Source organism: Sphingopyxis sp., from assembly GCF_016463645.1.
Classification (GTDB): domain Bacteria; phylum Pseudomonadota; class Alphaproteobacteria; order Sphingomonadales; family Sphingomonadaceae; genus Sphingopyxis.
The window spans coordinates 21590-34800 of the sequence record NZ_JAEMQX010000032.1; the positions used below are offsets into that span (position 1 = coordinate 21590).

At 66.7% G+C, this 13211-nt stretch carries 14 protein-coding genes; 6 read left to right on the plus strand and 8 right to left on the minus strand.

What is annotated here, in order from left to right; translation table 11 throughout:
- Positions 1–14: 14 nt before the first annotated feature.
- Together JHC57_RS09175 and JHC57_RS09180 are read left to right on the plus strand one after the other, a co-directional pair.
- Positions 15–1217 (plus strand): acyl-CoA dehydrogenase, encoded by a 1203-nt coding sequence (locus tag JHC57_RS09175; RefSeq protein ID WP_294029695.1) that lies wholly within the window; start codon positions 15–17, stop codon positions 1215–1217.
- Between the two features lie 19 nt (positions 1218–1236).
- Complete coding sequence (locus JHC57_RS09180) at positions 1237–2346, plus strand: CaiB/BaiF CoA-transferase family protein (protein WP_294029696.1); 1110 nt, start codon at positions 1237–1239, stop codon at positions 2344–2346.
- A 49-nt stretch (positions 2347–2395) separates the two neighbouring features.
- On the opposite strand, the gene JHC57_RS09185 is transcribed toward JHC57_RS09180, so the two are convergent.
- Complete coding sequence (locus JHC57_RS09185; protein ID WP_294029707.1) at positions 2396–4729, minus strand: TonB-dependent receptor; 2334 nt, start codon at positions 4727–4729, stop codon at positions 2396–2398.
- A gap of 263 nt (positions 4730–4992) precedes the next feature.
- Here JHC57_RS09185 and JHC57_RS09190 point away from each other — a divergent pair, with 263 nt between their 5' ends.
- Positions 4993–5628 carry a TetR/AcrR family transcriptional regulator gene (locus JHC57_RS09190; protein WP_294029697.1) on the plus strand — a complete coding sequence of 212 codons (636 nt, stop codon included), beginning with the start codon at positions 4993–4995 and terminating at the stop codon, positions 5626–5628.
- A 1-nt stretch (position 5629) separates the two neighbouring features.
- Here JHC57_RS09190 and metW read toward each other — a convergent pair whose 3' ends face one another.
- Genes metW through JHC57_RS09205 form a run of 3 tightly spaced genes read right to left on the minus strand, consistent with a single transcriptional unit; the run spans position 5630 to position 7769 of the window.
- On the minus strand, positions 5630–6214 hold the full coding sequence (gene metW, locus JHC57_RS09195; RefSeq protein WP_294029698.1) for a methionine biosynthesis protein MetW: 585 nt from the start codon (positions 6212–6214) through the stop codon (positions 5630–5632).
- A complete protein-coding gene (locus tag JHC57_RS09200; RefSeq protein ID WP_294029699.1) occupies positions 6211–6648 on the minus strand; it encodes a GNAT family N-acetyltransferase in 438 nt (145 codons plus the stop codon). The genes metW and JHC57_RS09200 overlap by 4 nt, the downstream gene beginning before the upstream one ends.
- On the minus strand, positions 6645–7769 hold the full coding sequence (locus tag JHC57_RS09205; RefSeq protein ID WP_294029700.1) for a homoserine O-acetyltransferase: 1125 nt from the start codon (positions 7767–7769) through the stop codon (positions 6645–6647). The genes JHC57_RS09200 and JHC57_RS09205 overlap by 4 nt, the downstream gene beginning before the upstream one ends.
- Before the next feature lie 78 nt (positions 7770–7847).
- Between JHC57_RS09205 and hisC the strand changes: the two genes are divergently transcribed.
- On the plus strand, positions 7848–8963 hold the full coding sequence (hisC, locus tag JHC57_RS09210) for a histidinol-phosphate transaminase (protein ID WP_294029701.1): 1116 nt from the start codon (positions 7848–7850) through the stop codon (positions 8961–8963).
- Complete coding sequence (locus tag JHC57_RS09215) at positions 8960–9865, plus strand: prephenate/arogenate dehydrogenase family protein (protein WP_294029708.1); 906 nt, start codon at positions 8960–8962, stop codon at positions 9863–9865. The genes hisC and JHC57_RS09215 overlap by 4 nt, the downstream gene beginning before the upstream one ends.
- Positions 9866–9895: 30 nt before the next feature.
- On the opposite strand, the gene JHC57_RS09220 is transcribed toward JHC57_RS09215, so the two are convergent.
- The 4 genes from JHC57_RS09220 to ftsE are packed head-to-tail and all read right to left on the minus strand — an operon-like array spanning position 9896 to position 12819.
- A complete protein-coding gene (locus JHC57_RS09220; protein ID WP_294029702.1) occupies positions 9896–10633 on the minus strand; it encodes a 1-acyl-sn-glycerol-3-phosphate acyltransferase in 738 nt (245 codons plus the stop codon).
- Between the two features lie 11 nt (positions 10634–10644).
- Positions 10645–11175: a YdcF family protein gene (locus JHC57_RS09225; protein WP_294029703.1), complete on the minus strand. Its 531-nt coding sequence runs from the start codon at positions 11173–11175 to the stop codon at positions 10645–10647.
- Positions 11172–12077 carry a cell division protein gene (locus JHC57_RS09230; protein WP_294029704.1) on the minus strand — a complete coding sequence of 302 codons (906 nt, stop codon included), beginning with the start codon at positions 12075–12077 and terminating at the stop codon, positions 11172–11174. Before JHC57_RS09230 ends, JHC57_RS09225 begins: the two co-directional genes overlap by 4 nt.
- A 10-nt stretch (positions 12078–12087) precedes the next feature.
- The gene (gene ftsE, locus JHC57_RS09235; protein WP_294029705.1) at positions 12088–12819 is read right to left on the minus strand and encodes a cell division ATP-binding protein FtsE; all 732 of its coding nucleotides are present in this window, start codon (positions 12817–12819) and stop codon (positions 12088–12090) included.
- A gap of 158 nt (positions 12820–12977) precedes the next feature.
- Here ftsE and JHC57_RS09240 point away from each other — a divergent pair.
- Positions 12978–13211, plus strand: a 234-nt coding sequence (locus JHC57_RS09240; protein ID WP_294029706.1) for a zinc-ribbon domain-containing protein, incomplete at its 3' end; no start/stop codon positions are given.

Consider the following 13211-nt stretch of genomic DNA (forward strand, 5'->3'; position numbering starts at 1 on the left):
AGAAAGCCCGTTCCATGGCCCTCGCCGATCCGCAGCGCATCGAAGCGCTCGACCCGCTCGATCCCCTTCAGCTCGACGCCGAACTGAGCGAAGAGGAGCGGATGATCCGCGACGCCGCGCGCGCCTATGCCGAGGGCGAGCTGCTGCCGCGCGTCACCTCGGCCTTTCTCGACGAGCGTTTCGACCGCGAGATCATGTCCGAAATGGGCGCGCTCGGCCTGCTCGGCGCGACGATCGACCCCGAATATGGCGGTGCAGGGCTGAATTACGTCAGCTACGGCCTGATCGCGCGCGAAGTCGAACGTATCGATTCGGGCTACCGGTCGGCCTGCTCGGTGCAGAGCTCGCTCGTGATCCACCCGATCAACGCCTATGGCAGCGAGGAGCAGAAGCGCAAATATCTGCCCGGACTGACCGCGGGCGAACTCGTCGGCTGTTTCGGCCTGACCGAGCCCGACGCGGGCAGCGACCCGGGCGGGATGCGCACCCGCGCCGAAAAGATCGAGGGCGGTTACCGCCTCAAGGGCGCGAAGATGTGGATCACCAATTCGCCGATCGCCGACGTCTTCGTCGTCTGGGCGAAGTCGGAGGCGCATGACGGCGCGATTCGCGGCTTCATCCTCGAAAAGGGCATGAAGGGCCTTTCGGCACCGAAGATCGAGGGCAAGGTGAGCCTGCGTGCGTCGGTCACCGGCGAGATCGTCATGGACGGCGTCGAGGTCGGCGAAGATGCGCTCTTGCCGCATGTCTCGGGACTCAAGGGTCCGTTCGGCTGTCTCAACCGCGCGCGCTACGGCATCGGCTGGGGCGCGATGGGCGCGGCCGAATTCTGTTACGAGGCGGCGCGGGGCTATACGCTCGAACGCAAGCAGTTCGGGCGCCCGCTCGCGGCGAACCAGATCGTCCAGCTGAAGCTCGCCAATATGCTCACCGAAATCGCGTTGGGTACGCACGCGGCGCTGCGCGTCGGCCGGCTGATCGACGAGGGGCGGCTCGTTCCCGACGCGATCAGCCTCCTGAAACGCAACAATTGCGGCAAGGCGCTCGATATCGCGCGCGTCGCACGCGACATGCATGGCGGTAACGGGATTTCGGCGGATTATCATGTGATCCGTCACGCGGTGAACCTCGAGACGGTGAACACTTACGAGGGCACGCACGACGTCCATGCGCTGATCCTCGGCCGCGCGATCACGGGTATTTCGGCTTTTGCCTGAACCGCACGATGTAAAACCTTTGCGAGGCATCCGCGTCGTCGAACTGGCGCGGGTGCTCGCGGGGCCGTGGTGCGGGCAATTGCTCGCCGACCTCGGCGCCGAGGTGGTCAAGGTCGAACGGCCGGGCGTGGGCGACGATACGCGCGAATGGGGGCCGCCCTTCGTGACGGGTCCGGATGGCGAAGAGCTGGGCGCGGCCTATTATCACAGTTGCAACCGCGGCAAGCGCAGCGTCGCGATCGATATCGCGTCGGCCGGGGGGCAGGCCGAGGTGCGCGCGCTCCTTTCCGACGCCGATGTCGTCATCGAGAATTACAAGGTCGGCGGGCTCGTCAAATATGGACTCGATCCGGCGCGTCTGCGTGCCGATTTCCCGCGGCTGATCGTCTGTTCGATCACCGGCTTCGGTCAGACCGGGCCGTATGCGCACCGCGCGGGTTACGACTATATCGTGCAGGCGATGAGCGGCTTCATGTCGCTGACCGGCGAGCCTGACGGGCCGCCGCAAAAGGCGGGGATCGCCTATGCCGACATCTTTACCGGCATGTATTCGGCGGTTGCGATCCTTGCCGCGCTGCGACGCCGTGACGTCACCGGGATGGGTGCGCATGTCGATATGGCATTGCTGGATTCGCAGGTCGCGGTACTCGCGAATCAGGCAGCCAATTATCTGGCGAGCGGCGTAGTGCCGAAACGGATGGGCAATGCGCACGTCAATGTCGTGCCCTATCAGGTGTTTGCGACGGCCGACGGGCAGCTGGTGATCGCGGTCGGCAACGACGGGCAATATCGCAAGCTCTGCGGCATATTGGGCGTGCCCGAATGGGCCGACGACCCGCGCTTCGCGAACAACGCCGCGCGGCTCGCGAACCGCGCGGAGCTGATTCCATTGCTCGCCGCGAAGATCGCCGCGTGGGACGCGCAGCCCTTGTCACTCGCGCTCGAGGCCGAGGGTGTGCCCGCGGGGCCGATCAACGATCTTGCCCAAGTGTTCGCCGATCCGCAGGTTCAGGCGCGCGGGATGCGCTTTCGCCCCGAAGGGGCGTCGATCGATGGCGTCGCGAGCCCGATCGTGATCGACGGCGAACGCATGGTCGCATCGACCGGGGCGCCGCCGCTCGCGCCATAGAAAAAGGGGCGCCGCACCGGACGCCCCTTTCCCCCTTATTATCCGGAAATCAGAATTTGACCGTGCCGGTGACGAAGACCTGCCGCGGGTTGCCGTAGAAGGCGGTGAGCACGCCCTCGCAGCCGAGGGCCGGGATCAGGCTGCCCGCCGGGAGCGGCGCCATGCCGGGGCAGCTCGCCGCGATCGGCGTTGGTGCGGCGGTCTGCGTCAGCGCGCCGGTCGTCGCATTCGCGACCATGAAGGTGTAGCCCGAGGTCTTGTATTGTTTGTCGAGCAGATTCTTGCCGAACACGCCGAGGCTCCAGCGATCGTCGGGCGCGGTATAGACGAGGCTGGCATCCCACAGCGCGAAGCCCTTCTGATCGATATAGGGGTTGGGGATTTCGAACTGATAGGTCTTGCTGCGGTATGATACGGTGGTCGAGAAGCTGATGTCGCCGTCGCCGACCGGCGCCGAATAGGCGAGCGTGCCGCTGGCGGTCCACTTGGGCGTATTCTGCACCTCGCGGAAATCGGCGACGTCGGTCGGCACGCTCGCGATATTGGTGATATATTCCTTATAGTCGGCGTCGATGAAGCCGAGCGCGGTCGAGACGGTAAGGCGGTCGCCCGGGGTCGCCATATCCTGACCGAGCCGCGCGCGGCCCTCGAACTCGAGCCCCTTGAACTTCGCCTTGCCGGCATTCGAAACCACACCGCAGAAGGTCGGCAGGCCCTGCGAGGTGCAGGCGACCGACCCCGGGATCTGGACGTCGGTATAGTCGGCATAGAAGCCCGCGAGCGCGACGTTGAGCGCGCCGTCAAGCAGGCTGCCCTTGTAGCCGACCTCATAGCTTTCGACCTTTTCGGGGCGGAAGCCGAGGAAGTCGGCGACCTCGTCGTTCGTCGGCGCGCCGGGGATCGCGGCGGGCGCATTGGCGCCGACCCCGCGCGGGTCGAAGCCGCCGCCCTTGAAGCCCTGTGAATAGCTGGCGTAGAAATTATGGTCGGGGGTCGGCTTGTACGACAGCGAGACGCGCGGCGTGAATTTGTTGAAGCTGCGGCTGCCGTTGAAATTGGTCGCCGGTGCGCCGGCGGCGATGCCTGCGCCGCCGAAGACGGGCGAACCGCCGCCGACATAGTTCTGACGCAGGATGTGCGCATCGCGCTTGTCCCATGTGTAACGGCCGCCGACCGACAGGCTGAACTGGTCGGTGAAATCATAGGTGAAGTCGCCGAACACCGCGAAGGTCGTGGTGTCGACGTCGGCCTCGGTGAAGGCGGTGAGACCCGCGACATTGTTGAAGATGCGCACGTCGAACAAGGTGTCGGCCTTGGCATCGAGATAATAGAAGCCGAGCAGGCCCTTCAGCTTGTGGCCCTCGTAAAGGAGCTGGAATTCCTGGCTCAGCTGTTCGTTGAAATAATAGCCGGGGACGTCGACGTCGACCGCGGGCAACGCGTCGAAGTCGATCGGGGTCGCCGAATTGTCCTTGCGCCACGCGCTGATCGAACGGAGCGTCACGGTGTCGCTGAGTTCGGCGGTGACGTTCATCGCAAGGCCGTACGCCTCGATATCCTGTTTCGGATCGTTCAGGCCGCCCCGGGTGTCGTAAACGTCGTCGAGCACGGGGGCGCCGGATTTGAGCCCCGTGATCAGGCGGTGCCCGCCGCGCGGATTGCTCTTGTCCTTGCTGTAGTCGCCGGTGATGCGGATCAGCACCGGGGCGTCATAACCGCCGAGTTCGACGGTGCCGCGTCCCGCCCAGACATCCTTGTTGTAATTTTCGAGACCCGTCGTGAGATTGTCGCCGAAGCCGCCGCGCGACAGGCGGGCCACCGAGCCGCCGACGCGCAGCAGGTCGCCGACCGGCGCGCTCGCGGTTACGACGAGGTCGGCCTGGTCATAGGTGCCCAGCGTGCCCTTGATCTTGAGCGAGAAGTCCTGCGGCAACGGCTTGGTGACATATTTGACCGCGCCGCCGATCGTGTTGCGGCCATAGAGCGTGCCCTGCGGTCCGCGCAGGATTTCGATACGTTCGACGTCGTAGATGTCGAGCACCGCCGCCTGCGGGCGGTTGAGATAGACGTCGTCGAGATAGATGCCGACGCCCTGTTCGAAGCCCGACACCGGATCCTGCTGGCCGACGCCACGGATGAAGGCGCTGAGCGTCGAGTTCGACCCGCGCGATACCTCGAGCGTCGTGTTCGGGGTGGTCTGGCCGATTTCGGTGATGTCGATCGCGCCCGCCTTTTCGAGCGCCTCGCCCGAATAGGCGGTGATCGCGACGGGCACGTCGATCAGCCGCTCGTCGCGGCGGCGTGCCGTCACGATGATCTCGTTGTCTCCGGCGTCGGTGGTGCCCTCTTCCTGCGCAAGGGCCGGCGGGGCGAAAGCGATCATCGATAGCGCGCTGGTGGCGAGCACGGCACGGCGCAGCGGGCGGGCGAAAGGACGCATATGACTCTCCCATGTGGCGGGCGGCCCCTCGCCACCCTGTTTGCTTTTCTTGGGCCGGTGCTTGCCAAGCCGCGTCGCATCCAATAATGAAACATGAACCAAGTTTCAACTTGGAATGTGCAACCGTCGTTTTTTGCTTGCCAGTGGTGCGGAAAAGCCACGATGCAGCGATAGGGGGCAGCGACGGAGGGGAGACGAGGACCGTTATGGATCAACCGCCAGCCGCGACAGGAAGCGCCGAGAGCGAAGCGCGCGACAAGACGCCGCGCACCGAGCGCGGGCGGCGGACGCTGCGCAAGCTGCTCGACGCCGCGGCGCTCGAATTCGGCGAGCGGGGCTTTCACGAAGCATCGATCAGCGCGATCACACGCCGCGCGGGAACCGCGCTCGGCAGCTTCTACACCTATTTCGATTCGAAGGAGGAAATCTTCCAGGCGCTCGTCCGCTATATGAGCGAGCAATTGCGCGATCATGTCACGCCCCTCGTGCAGGCGGCACCCGACGAGATCAACGCCGAGCGCATCGGGCTCGAATCCTATCTGGGCTTCGTGCGCGAGCACAAGGAGATCTACCGCATCATCGACGAGGCCGAGTTCGTTGATTATGCGAGCTATCGCCGCCACTATGAAACGACCGTCGCGCGCGTCCGGCAGCGGCTGGAAAATGGTGCGGCGCGTGGCGAGATTCGCGGCGACGTCAGCGAAATCCACGCTTGGGCGATCGGCGGCATGAACGTATTTCTGGGGATGCGCTACGGATTGTGGGATACCGAAAGCGATATTTCGGAAATCGCCGCGATCGCGAACGACCTGCTCGCGAACGGGCTGAAGAAGCAGGACTGAATCAGCGCGAAATCAGGAAGATCGCATGTTCGGCGCGCCAGCTCGCGGCGGCGTCGCTCGTCGGCCGGTCGCCCGAAAGATGCCAGACGCGTTCGACCTTGATGCCCTTTGCGCGGACGAGGTCGCGAAAATCGCTGACCGTGACATGGTGGATGTTCGGCGTCTCGTACCAGGCGATGGGGATCGACCGCGTCACCGGCATCCGCCCGCCCCACAGCAGTGCGAGCCGCACGCGCCAGTGCGCGAAATTGGGGAAGCTGACGAAGGCGCGTGGTGCGATGCGCAGCAACTCGTCGACCACCTTGTCGGGACGCTCGGTCGTTTGCAGCGTCTGGGACAGGATCGCATAGTCGAACGCGTCGTCGGGATAGTCGGCGAGGTCGCGGTTGGCGTCGCCCTGCACCACCGACTGGCCGCGTGCGATCGCCGCGGTGACATTGTCGGGATCGATCTCCAGCCCGCGTGCGTCGACACCCTTGTCGCGAAGCGCCGCCATGAGTTCGCCATCGCCGCAGCCGACGTCGAGCACGCGCGCCGTCGATGGGACGGCATCGGCGATGATCGCGAGATCGGGGCGCAGCTTCATTGGGCTGCCCCCCTGTAAACGTCAGGAAAATGCCTCTGCATGAACGGTGTGCTGTCCTCGATTGCGGTCCAGCCGAGCGCCGAATAGAGGCCATGCGCGTCGCTGGTCGCGAGCATCCAGCGTCGCAGTCCCTGTAGCTCGGGGTGATCGTGCAACGCGGTCACCATGCGGGCAGCGAGGCCGTGCCCGCGATGCGCCTCGAGCACATAGACGTCGGCGAGATAGGCGAAGGTCGCGCGATCGGTGACGACGCGGGCAAAGCCGACCTGCTCGCCGGCCGGCGCGAAGGCGCCGACGCAGAGCGAGCCGGCAATGGCGCGTTCGACGATGCCGCGCGCGATATTTTCGGCCCAGTAGCTTTGCGCCAGAAAGGCGTGGATCGCGTCGACCTGCATGTCCGCAGGGTCGAAGGACAGGCGCCAGCTACCGGTCATGCCAGACCCGCCCGCAAGGATCCCGCGACAAGGCGGTCGAGCGCGGGGACGTCGAGCAGGAAGCTGTCGTGGCCGAAGGGCGCCGACAGTTCGACGAAGCTCGCCGCGGCCCCGACGCTTTGCAGCGCCTGCACGATGCGGCGCGATTCGGAGGTCGGATAGAGCCAGTCGGTATCGAAGCTGACGAGGGTGAAGCGCACGTCCTTCGCGCCTGCAAATGCACCGGCCAACCGCCCGTCGTGCGGCTCGGCGAGGTCGAAATAGTCCATCGCGCGCGTGATATAGAGATAGGCGTTGGCGTCGAAGCGGTCGGTGAAGGCGAGCCCCTGATGCCGCAAATAGGATTCGACCTGGAAATCGGCGTCGAAGCCAAAGCTCTTGATGTCGCGCGCCTGCAGCCGGCGGCCGAATTTCTCGGTCAGCCCTTCCTCGGACAGATAGGTGATATGCGCCGCCATGCGCGCGACCGCGAGCCCCTTGGTGGGGGCGCGCGCGCTGCCGTAATATTGCCCGTCCCGCCAGTCGGGGTCGGCCATGATCGCCTGTCGCCCGACCTCGTGGAACGCGATATTCTGCGCCGAATGGCGGGCAGCGCTCGCGATCACGAGCGCCGATGCGAGGCGCTCGGGATAGAACGCCGCCCAGGCGAGCGTCTGCATCCCCCCCATCGACCCGCCGACGACGGCGTGCAGCCGCGCAATGCCGAGATGGTCGAGCAGCATCGCCTGCGCGCGCACCATGTCGGTGATCGTGATGACGGGGAAGGCCATGCCGAGCGGAGCGCCGGTCGCGGCATCGGGCGTCGCGGGGCCGCTCGTCCCCATGCAGCTGCCGAGCACGTTTGCGCAGATGACGTGAAAACGGTCAGTGTCGATCGGCTTGCCGGGGCCGACCATGCGCGCCCACCAGCCGGGCTTGCCCGTCGCAGGGTGATCGCTCGCGACATATTGGTCGCCGGTGAGCGCGTGGCAGATCAGCACCGCGTTCGACCTGTCGGCGTTGAGCGCGCCGTAACTTTGATAGGCGATTGTTACCGACGGCAGCACCTGCCCGCTGTCGAGCGGCAGCGGCGCGGCGATCGTCACGCTGTGATGCCGGATATCGTGGAGCAGGCTCGCCATGGTTCGCGGGGGCTAAGCGGGCGCGGGGGGCGTGTCAACGTGCTGGACTCGCCACGCACAACCGTTAAACGGCGCGGCATGACCGACGCGACCCAGACCCTTACGCCCAAGCCGTGGATCAGCGGCATCGCTCCCTATGTTCCCGGCAAGTCCGCCGGCGCCGATGGCCGCCCGTTGATCAAGCTGAGCGCGAACGAGAATCCGCTCGGCACGGGAGAAAAGGCGCGCGCGGCTTTCGCGGCGGCGCAAGCGGCATCCGACGCGCTTTCGCGCTACCCCGACCCGGGCTCGGTCGAGCTTCGCGAGACGATCGCGGCCAAGTTCGGGCTCGACCCGGCGCGCGTGATCTGCGGCAACGGGTCGGACGAATTGCTCCATCTCGCCGCGGGCACCTATGCGGGTGTCGGAGACGAGATTCTCTACGTTCGCTATGGTTTTGCGGTCTACGAAATCGCCGCGCGCCGCGTCGGCGCGGTGCCGGTCGAGGCCGATGACAAGGATTATGCAACCGACGTCGATGCGCTGCTCGCCGCGGTAACCGACAGGACGCGCGTCGTCTATCTCGCCAATCCGAACAATCCGACCGGCACGCTCGCGACGCGCGACGAAGTGCAACGGCTTTATGCCGGGCTGCCGAAGAATGTCCTGTTCGTGATCGATCAGGCCTATAGCGAATATCTGTCGGAGGCCGAGGACGACGGCGGGCTCGAACTCGCCAGGACGCAGCCGAACGTGTTCATCACGCGCACCTTCTCGAAGATCCACGGGCTTGCCGCCGAGCGCATCGGCTGGGGCTATGCCGCCGCCGAAGTGATTTCGGCGCTGCACCGCATCCGCCTGCCGTTCAACGTCACGCGCGCCGGACAGGCGGCGGCGGTCGCGGCGCTTGGCGACGAGGAATTCGTCGCGCACAGCCGCGAGCATAATGCGAAATGGCGCGCCTGGCTGGCCGGGGAACTCGAAAGCCTCGGCAACCACGGCGTGCGCGTCGTGCCGTCGGCGTGCAACTTCCTGCTCGTGCTGTTCAAGGGCGAGACGAGCGCCGAGACGGTCTACAACCGGCTGATGAAGGCGGGCTATATCGTCCGCTGGCTGCCGGGGCAGGGACTGCCTGATGCGCTCCGCATGACGATCGGCACCGGGGATGAGACGCGCGGGCTTGCGGCGGCGATCCGCGCGGCGCTGGCTGGCTGATGGCGATCGATCGCGTCGCCATCGTCGGGCTGGGGCTGATCGGCTCGTCGATTGCGCGCGCGATCGGCGATCGGCTACCGGAGGTGGCGGTTGCCGGATATGACGCCAAGGCCGAAGTTCGCGATATCGCGCGCGAGCTCGGGCTTTGCGACACGATCGTCGATGACCCCGACGGCGCGGTCGCGGACGCCGACCTTGTGATCCTGGCGGTGCCCGTCGGGCGCATGGCGGCGGCGGCGGCGGCGATCGCACCCGGGTTGAAGGCGGGGGCGATCGTTTCCGACGTCGGCTCGTCGAAGGCCGGCGTGGCCGAGGCGCTGGCAAAAGCGCTGCCCGATCATGACGTCATCCCGGCGCACCCCGTTGCGGGGACCGAGAACAGCGGACCCGGCGCGGGCTTTGCGACATTGTTCGAAGGCCGCTGGTGCATCGTCACGCCGAATGCGGACGCATCGGACGACGCCGTGACCGCAGTGACCTCCTTCTGGCAGGCGCTCGGCGCGAAGGTCGAGACGATGGACGCCGCGCACCACGATCTGGTTCTCGCGGTGACCAGCCATCTGCCGCACCTCATCGCCTATACGATCGTCGGCACCGCGAGCGAGCTCGAGGAAGTCACCGAGAGCGAGGTCATCAAATATTCGGCGGGCGGCTTCCGCGACTTCACGCGCATCGCGGCGAGCGATCCGGTGATGTGGCGCGACGTCTTTCTCGCGAACAGGGACGCGGTGCTGGCGACGCTCCAGCGCTTCAACGAGGATCTGACCGTGCTGCAGCAGGCGATCCGCCGCGGCGACGGCGCGAAGCTCGAGGACTGGTTCACGCGCACGCGTGCTATCCGGCGGTCGATCATCGAACAGGGGCAGGATGATGCGGCGCCCGATTTCGGGCGCAAGCACTAAGGCCGGCCGCCAACCGGATCGCGGCCGGTCTCAAGCCCCGTCGGGCGAAACTGCGCCTTCCGATGACTCTGGCGGGTTCAGCGCATTGATCGCCGCGCGTACGCGCGCTTCGGCTTTGTCGCGCGGCAGCCCGGCTGGAATCGTTTCACCGATCTTGTAGGTGATCGTGCCCGGCCATTTGACCCATTTGCGCGGCGGATAGGCGACGCCGCTGTCGACCGCGACGGGAATCACCGGCACGCCGAGCAGGCGGTAGACCCCCGCGAAGCCCGAGCGCAGCGGGGGCGCCTGCCCGTGCGGGACGCGCGTGCCCTCGGCGAAGAGGACGAGCGGGCGGCCGTTGGCGAGCGCTGCCTTCGCCGCGCCGAGCATCGCGCGCATCGCCTTGCCGCCGCCGTCGCGGTCGACGGGGATCAGGCCATAGAAATGCGCCGCCTGCCCCCAGACGGGGATCGAGAACAGCTCTTCCTTCGCGAAAACCGCGGGATGTTTGAACAGCATCGGCTGTTCGATCGTCTCGAACGCCGATTCATGCTTGAAGACATAGAGGACGGGGCTGTCGGGCATCTCGCCCTCGACGACGATCTTCTGGCCCAGCACGAATCGGCAGATCAGCCGGTGGAATTGCGCCCAGATGCGCACGAACCAGATGGTGGCGTGGTGCGAAATCGGCAGCGAGATCACCGCGCCGATCGAGCTGATGCTGCTCATCAATACGAAGAGCAGCCAGAAGAGGACCGAACGGAAGAGGGCGACGGTGTAGCGCATCGGCGCTGGTCTTAGAGGCCGAGAAGCCCGCCCGCCAGCCCCGCAAGATATTTATGATATTCGCGGAACAACGTCGCGAAATTCGGCTGGCTGCGCACCGCGTCGGGCAGAATCGTCACCTTGTCGCCGACCGCGCGGCCGATTTCATATTCGGCGCGGCGCATATGCCAGTCGGTGGTGATCAGCCGGATGCTCTTGTATTTGCGGCGCTGCGCCCAGGTCGCGACCTCGGTCGCGTTCGAGCGCGTATCCTCGGCCTCGAACCCCAGCGCGATGCAACAGTCGAACAGGCTGACCGGGCGCTTGTATTCGGCGGCGAGTTCGCGCGGCTTCACCTCGCGCGCGACGCCGCTGATGAGCAGCCGCCTGGCGTCGCCCGCCTCGAGCCGCTCGAGTGCGCGGTCGATGCGGCCGGGACCGCCGGTGAGCACGACGATCGCATCGGTCTTTTGCGGACCGGCGGGCAGCGGCAACAGCAGCGCGAACCATGCGAAGCCAAGTACCCAGGCCAGGAACAAAAGGGAAATCAGGCGCTTGATCATAATATCTTCTTGAGCGCCGCGAGCAGGGTCTGGCGTGCGGTAAGGGCTGCGAGCGCGATAGCCAATAGCGGGAGCGCCAGCAAGAGTGCCCATCCGGCAGGGCCGAGCGACGCGGTCGCGGCGAGGCCTGCGGTCACCCGCGACCATTGCCAGCCGATCAGCAGCAGGATCGCCGCGGCGACGACGCTGCCGAGCGCGATGCCATAGGCGGTGTCGATCGCGATCCGGCGCTGGAACAGCCGCGTGATCTGGCGGTCGGTGGCGCCGATCATGTGGAGCATCTCGATCGTCGCGAAATGGGTGCCGAGCGCGGCGCGCGCGGTCATGATCACGACCGCCGCGCTCGCCGCGGCCATCAACAGCACCATCGCGCCGGCGATCCACGCGAGCGACCGGATGAGCCGCGCCACGGGGCCCAGCCATTCGGCGTGCGGAATGATCCGTGCGCCGGGCGCCTCGCGCGCCACCAGCGCATCGAGTGCACGCATGTGGGCGCCGCGGTCGCCGCCAACGAAATCCACATCGACCAGCGCCGGCAACGGGAGCGATTTCAGCAGCGGGTCGTCGCCCTCGGCGCTGCCGAACCACTGGCCGAGCGTCGCCCGCAGTTCCTCCTGCTCGACGGTGCGGGCCGAAAGCACGAAGGGTTGGGCGGTCGCGGCGCGGCGGAGCGCGGCGGCCTGTTCGGCGCGCGTCACCGGGTTGGCGGTGACGATCTGGACGGTGACGCGCCCCGCGATCGCGTTGCCGATCGCATTGGCCGAGCGCGCGAGGCCGACCCCGGCGGCGGCGGCGAGCAGCGTGAGCATCATCAGGATCGCGATGACCCACGGCGTCGGCCCCGACAGGCGGCGGTCGGGAAGCAGGCGGCGATGCTGGATCGGGACGCGCGGGATGATCATGAGTGCCCCGTCATGCCTTGTTCGCCGGCGGATAACGCAGCGCGCCGGTCGGGTCGGACAGGCGGCCGCGTTCGAGCCGCATCATCTGCGCGTTTTCAATACGGCTGATCAAATGGATATCGTGCGTAGCGACGACGACGGTGGTGCCGAGGCGGTTCAGCGCCTCGAACAGACCGAGGAGGCGCATCGCCATGTCGGGATCGACGTTACCCGTCGGTTCGTCGGCAACGAGCAGTTGCGGGCGCGCGATCACCGCGCGCGCGATCGCGACGCGCTGCTGCTCGCCGCCCGACAGCGTCGCGGGGCGGGCATCGGCGCGGTCGCCGAGCCCGATCCAGCTCAGCATCTCGCCGACGGGCCCCGACAGATCCTCCTCGCTGACCCCGGCGATCCGCAGCGGCAATGCGATATTGTCGCGCGCGCTCAAATGCGGGATCAGGCGGAAATCCTGGAAAACGACCCCGATGCGGCGGCGAAAGCCGGGCAGGCGGTGGCGCGGCATGGCGACCAGATCCTCGCCGAACAGCCGCACGATCCCGCGGCTCGGGCGCTGGGCGAGATAGAGCATTTTGAGGAGCGAGGTCTTGCCCGCGCCCGACGCGCCGGTGAGGAAATAGAAGCTGCCCGGCTGAAGATTGAAGCTGATGTCGGAGAGAATCTCGGCATCGGGGCCATAGCGGAGGCCGACGCCGTCGAACTCGACCATCGCGCCGCCGGGCCGCGCGGGGGAGACGTCCGTCATGGCGTCACCGGCGCGCCGGATAGCGCCTGTGCGGGGGCAAGGAACAGGGGCGCTGGTCCGCTCATCCGGCAGCATCTCGCACGGCTGTCCACAGAGGACAAGCGGCGAGTGCGACGCAAGGCTTGCAACGCGCGAATCGGCGTGTTTAGAGGAAGCCCATGATCCTTGCCTGCCCGTCCTGCCACACCCGCTATGTCGTTCCCGATACGGCGATCGGACCCACGGGCCGCACCGTGCGCTGCGCCAATTGCCGCCACAGCTGGTTCCAGGAACCGGCGGCGGCGCCCGCCGCGGCGGTCGAAACCGCGGCGCCGGCGCCAAGTGCGCCGGTTTCCGTACCGCCGCCGGTATCCGAACCGGCCGCAAGGCCGATCCCAGCGGCGACCTATTAC

Coding starts and splice junctions, on each gene's coding strand:
- JHC57_RS09205 (WP_294029700.1), bottom strand. CDS start 7,769: ATGGCGAGCCTGCTCCACGATATCCGGCATCACAGCGTGACGATCGCC.
- metW (WP_294029698.1), bottom strand. CDS start 6,214: ATGAAGCTGCGCCCCGATCTCGCGATCATCGCCGATGCCGTCCCATCG.
- JHC57_RS09230 (WP_294029704.1), bottom strand. CDS start 12,077: ATGATCATCCCGCGCGTCCCGATCCAGCATCGCCGCCTGCTTCCCGAC.
- JHC57_RS09190 (WP_294029697.1), top strand. CDS start 4,993: ATGGATCAACCGCCAGCCGCGACAGGAAGCGCCGAGAGCGAAGCGCGC.
- JHC57_RS09200 (WP_294029699.1), bottom strand. CDS start 6,648: ATGACCGGTAGCTGGCGCCTGTCCTTCGACCCTGCGGACATGCAGGTC.
- hisC (WP_294029701.1), top strand. CDS start 7,848: ATGACCGACGCGACCCAGACCCTTACGCCCAAGCCGTGGATCAGCGGC.
- JHC57_RS09220 (WP_294029702.1), bottom strand. CDS start 10,633: ATGCGCTACACCGTCGCCCTCTTCCGTTCGGTCCTCTTCTGGCTGCTC.
- JHC57_RS09225 (WP_294029703.1), bottom strand. CDS start 11,175: ATGATCAAGCGCCTGATTTCCCTTTTGTTCCTGGCCTGGGTACTTGGC.
- JHC57_RS09185 (WP_294029707.1), bottom strand. CDS start 4,729: ATGATCGCTTTCGCCCCGCCGGCCCTTGCGCAGGAAGAGGGCACCACC.
- JHC57_RS09175 (WP_294029695.1), top strand. CDS start 15: ATGGCCCTCGCCGATCCGCAGCGCATCGAAGCGCTCGACCCGCTCGAT.
- ftsE (WP_294029705.1), bottom strand. CDS start 12,819: ATGACGGACGTCTCCCCCGCGCGGCCCGGCGGCGCGATGGTCGAGTTC.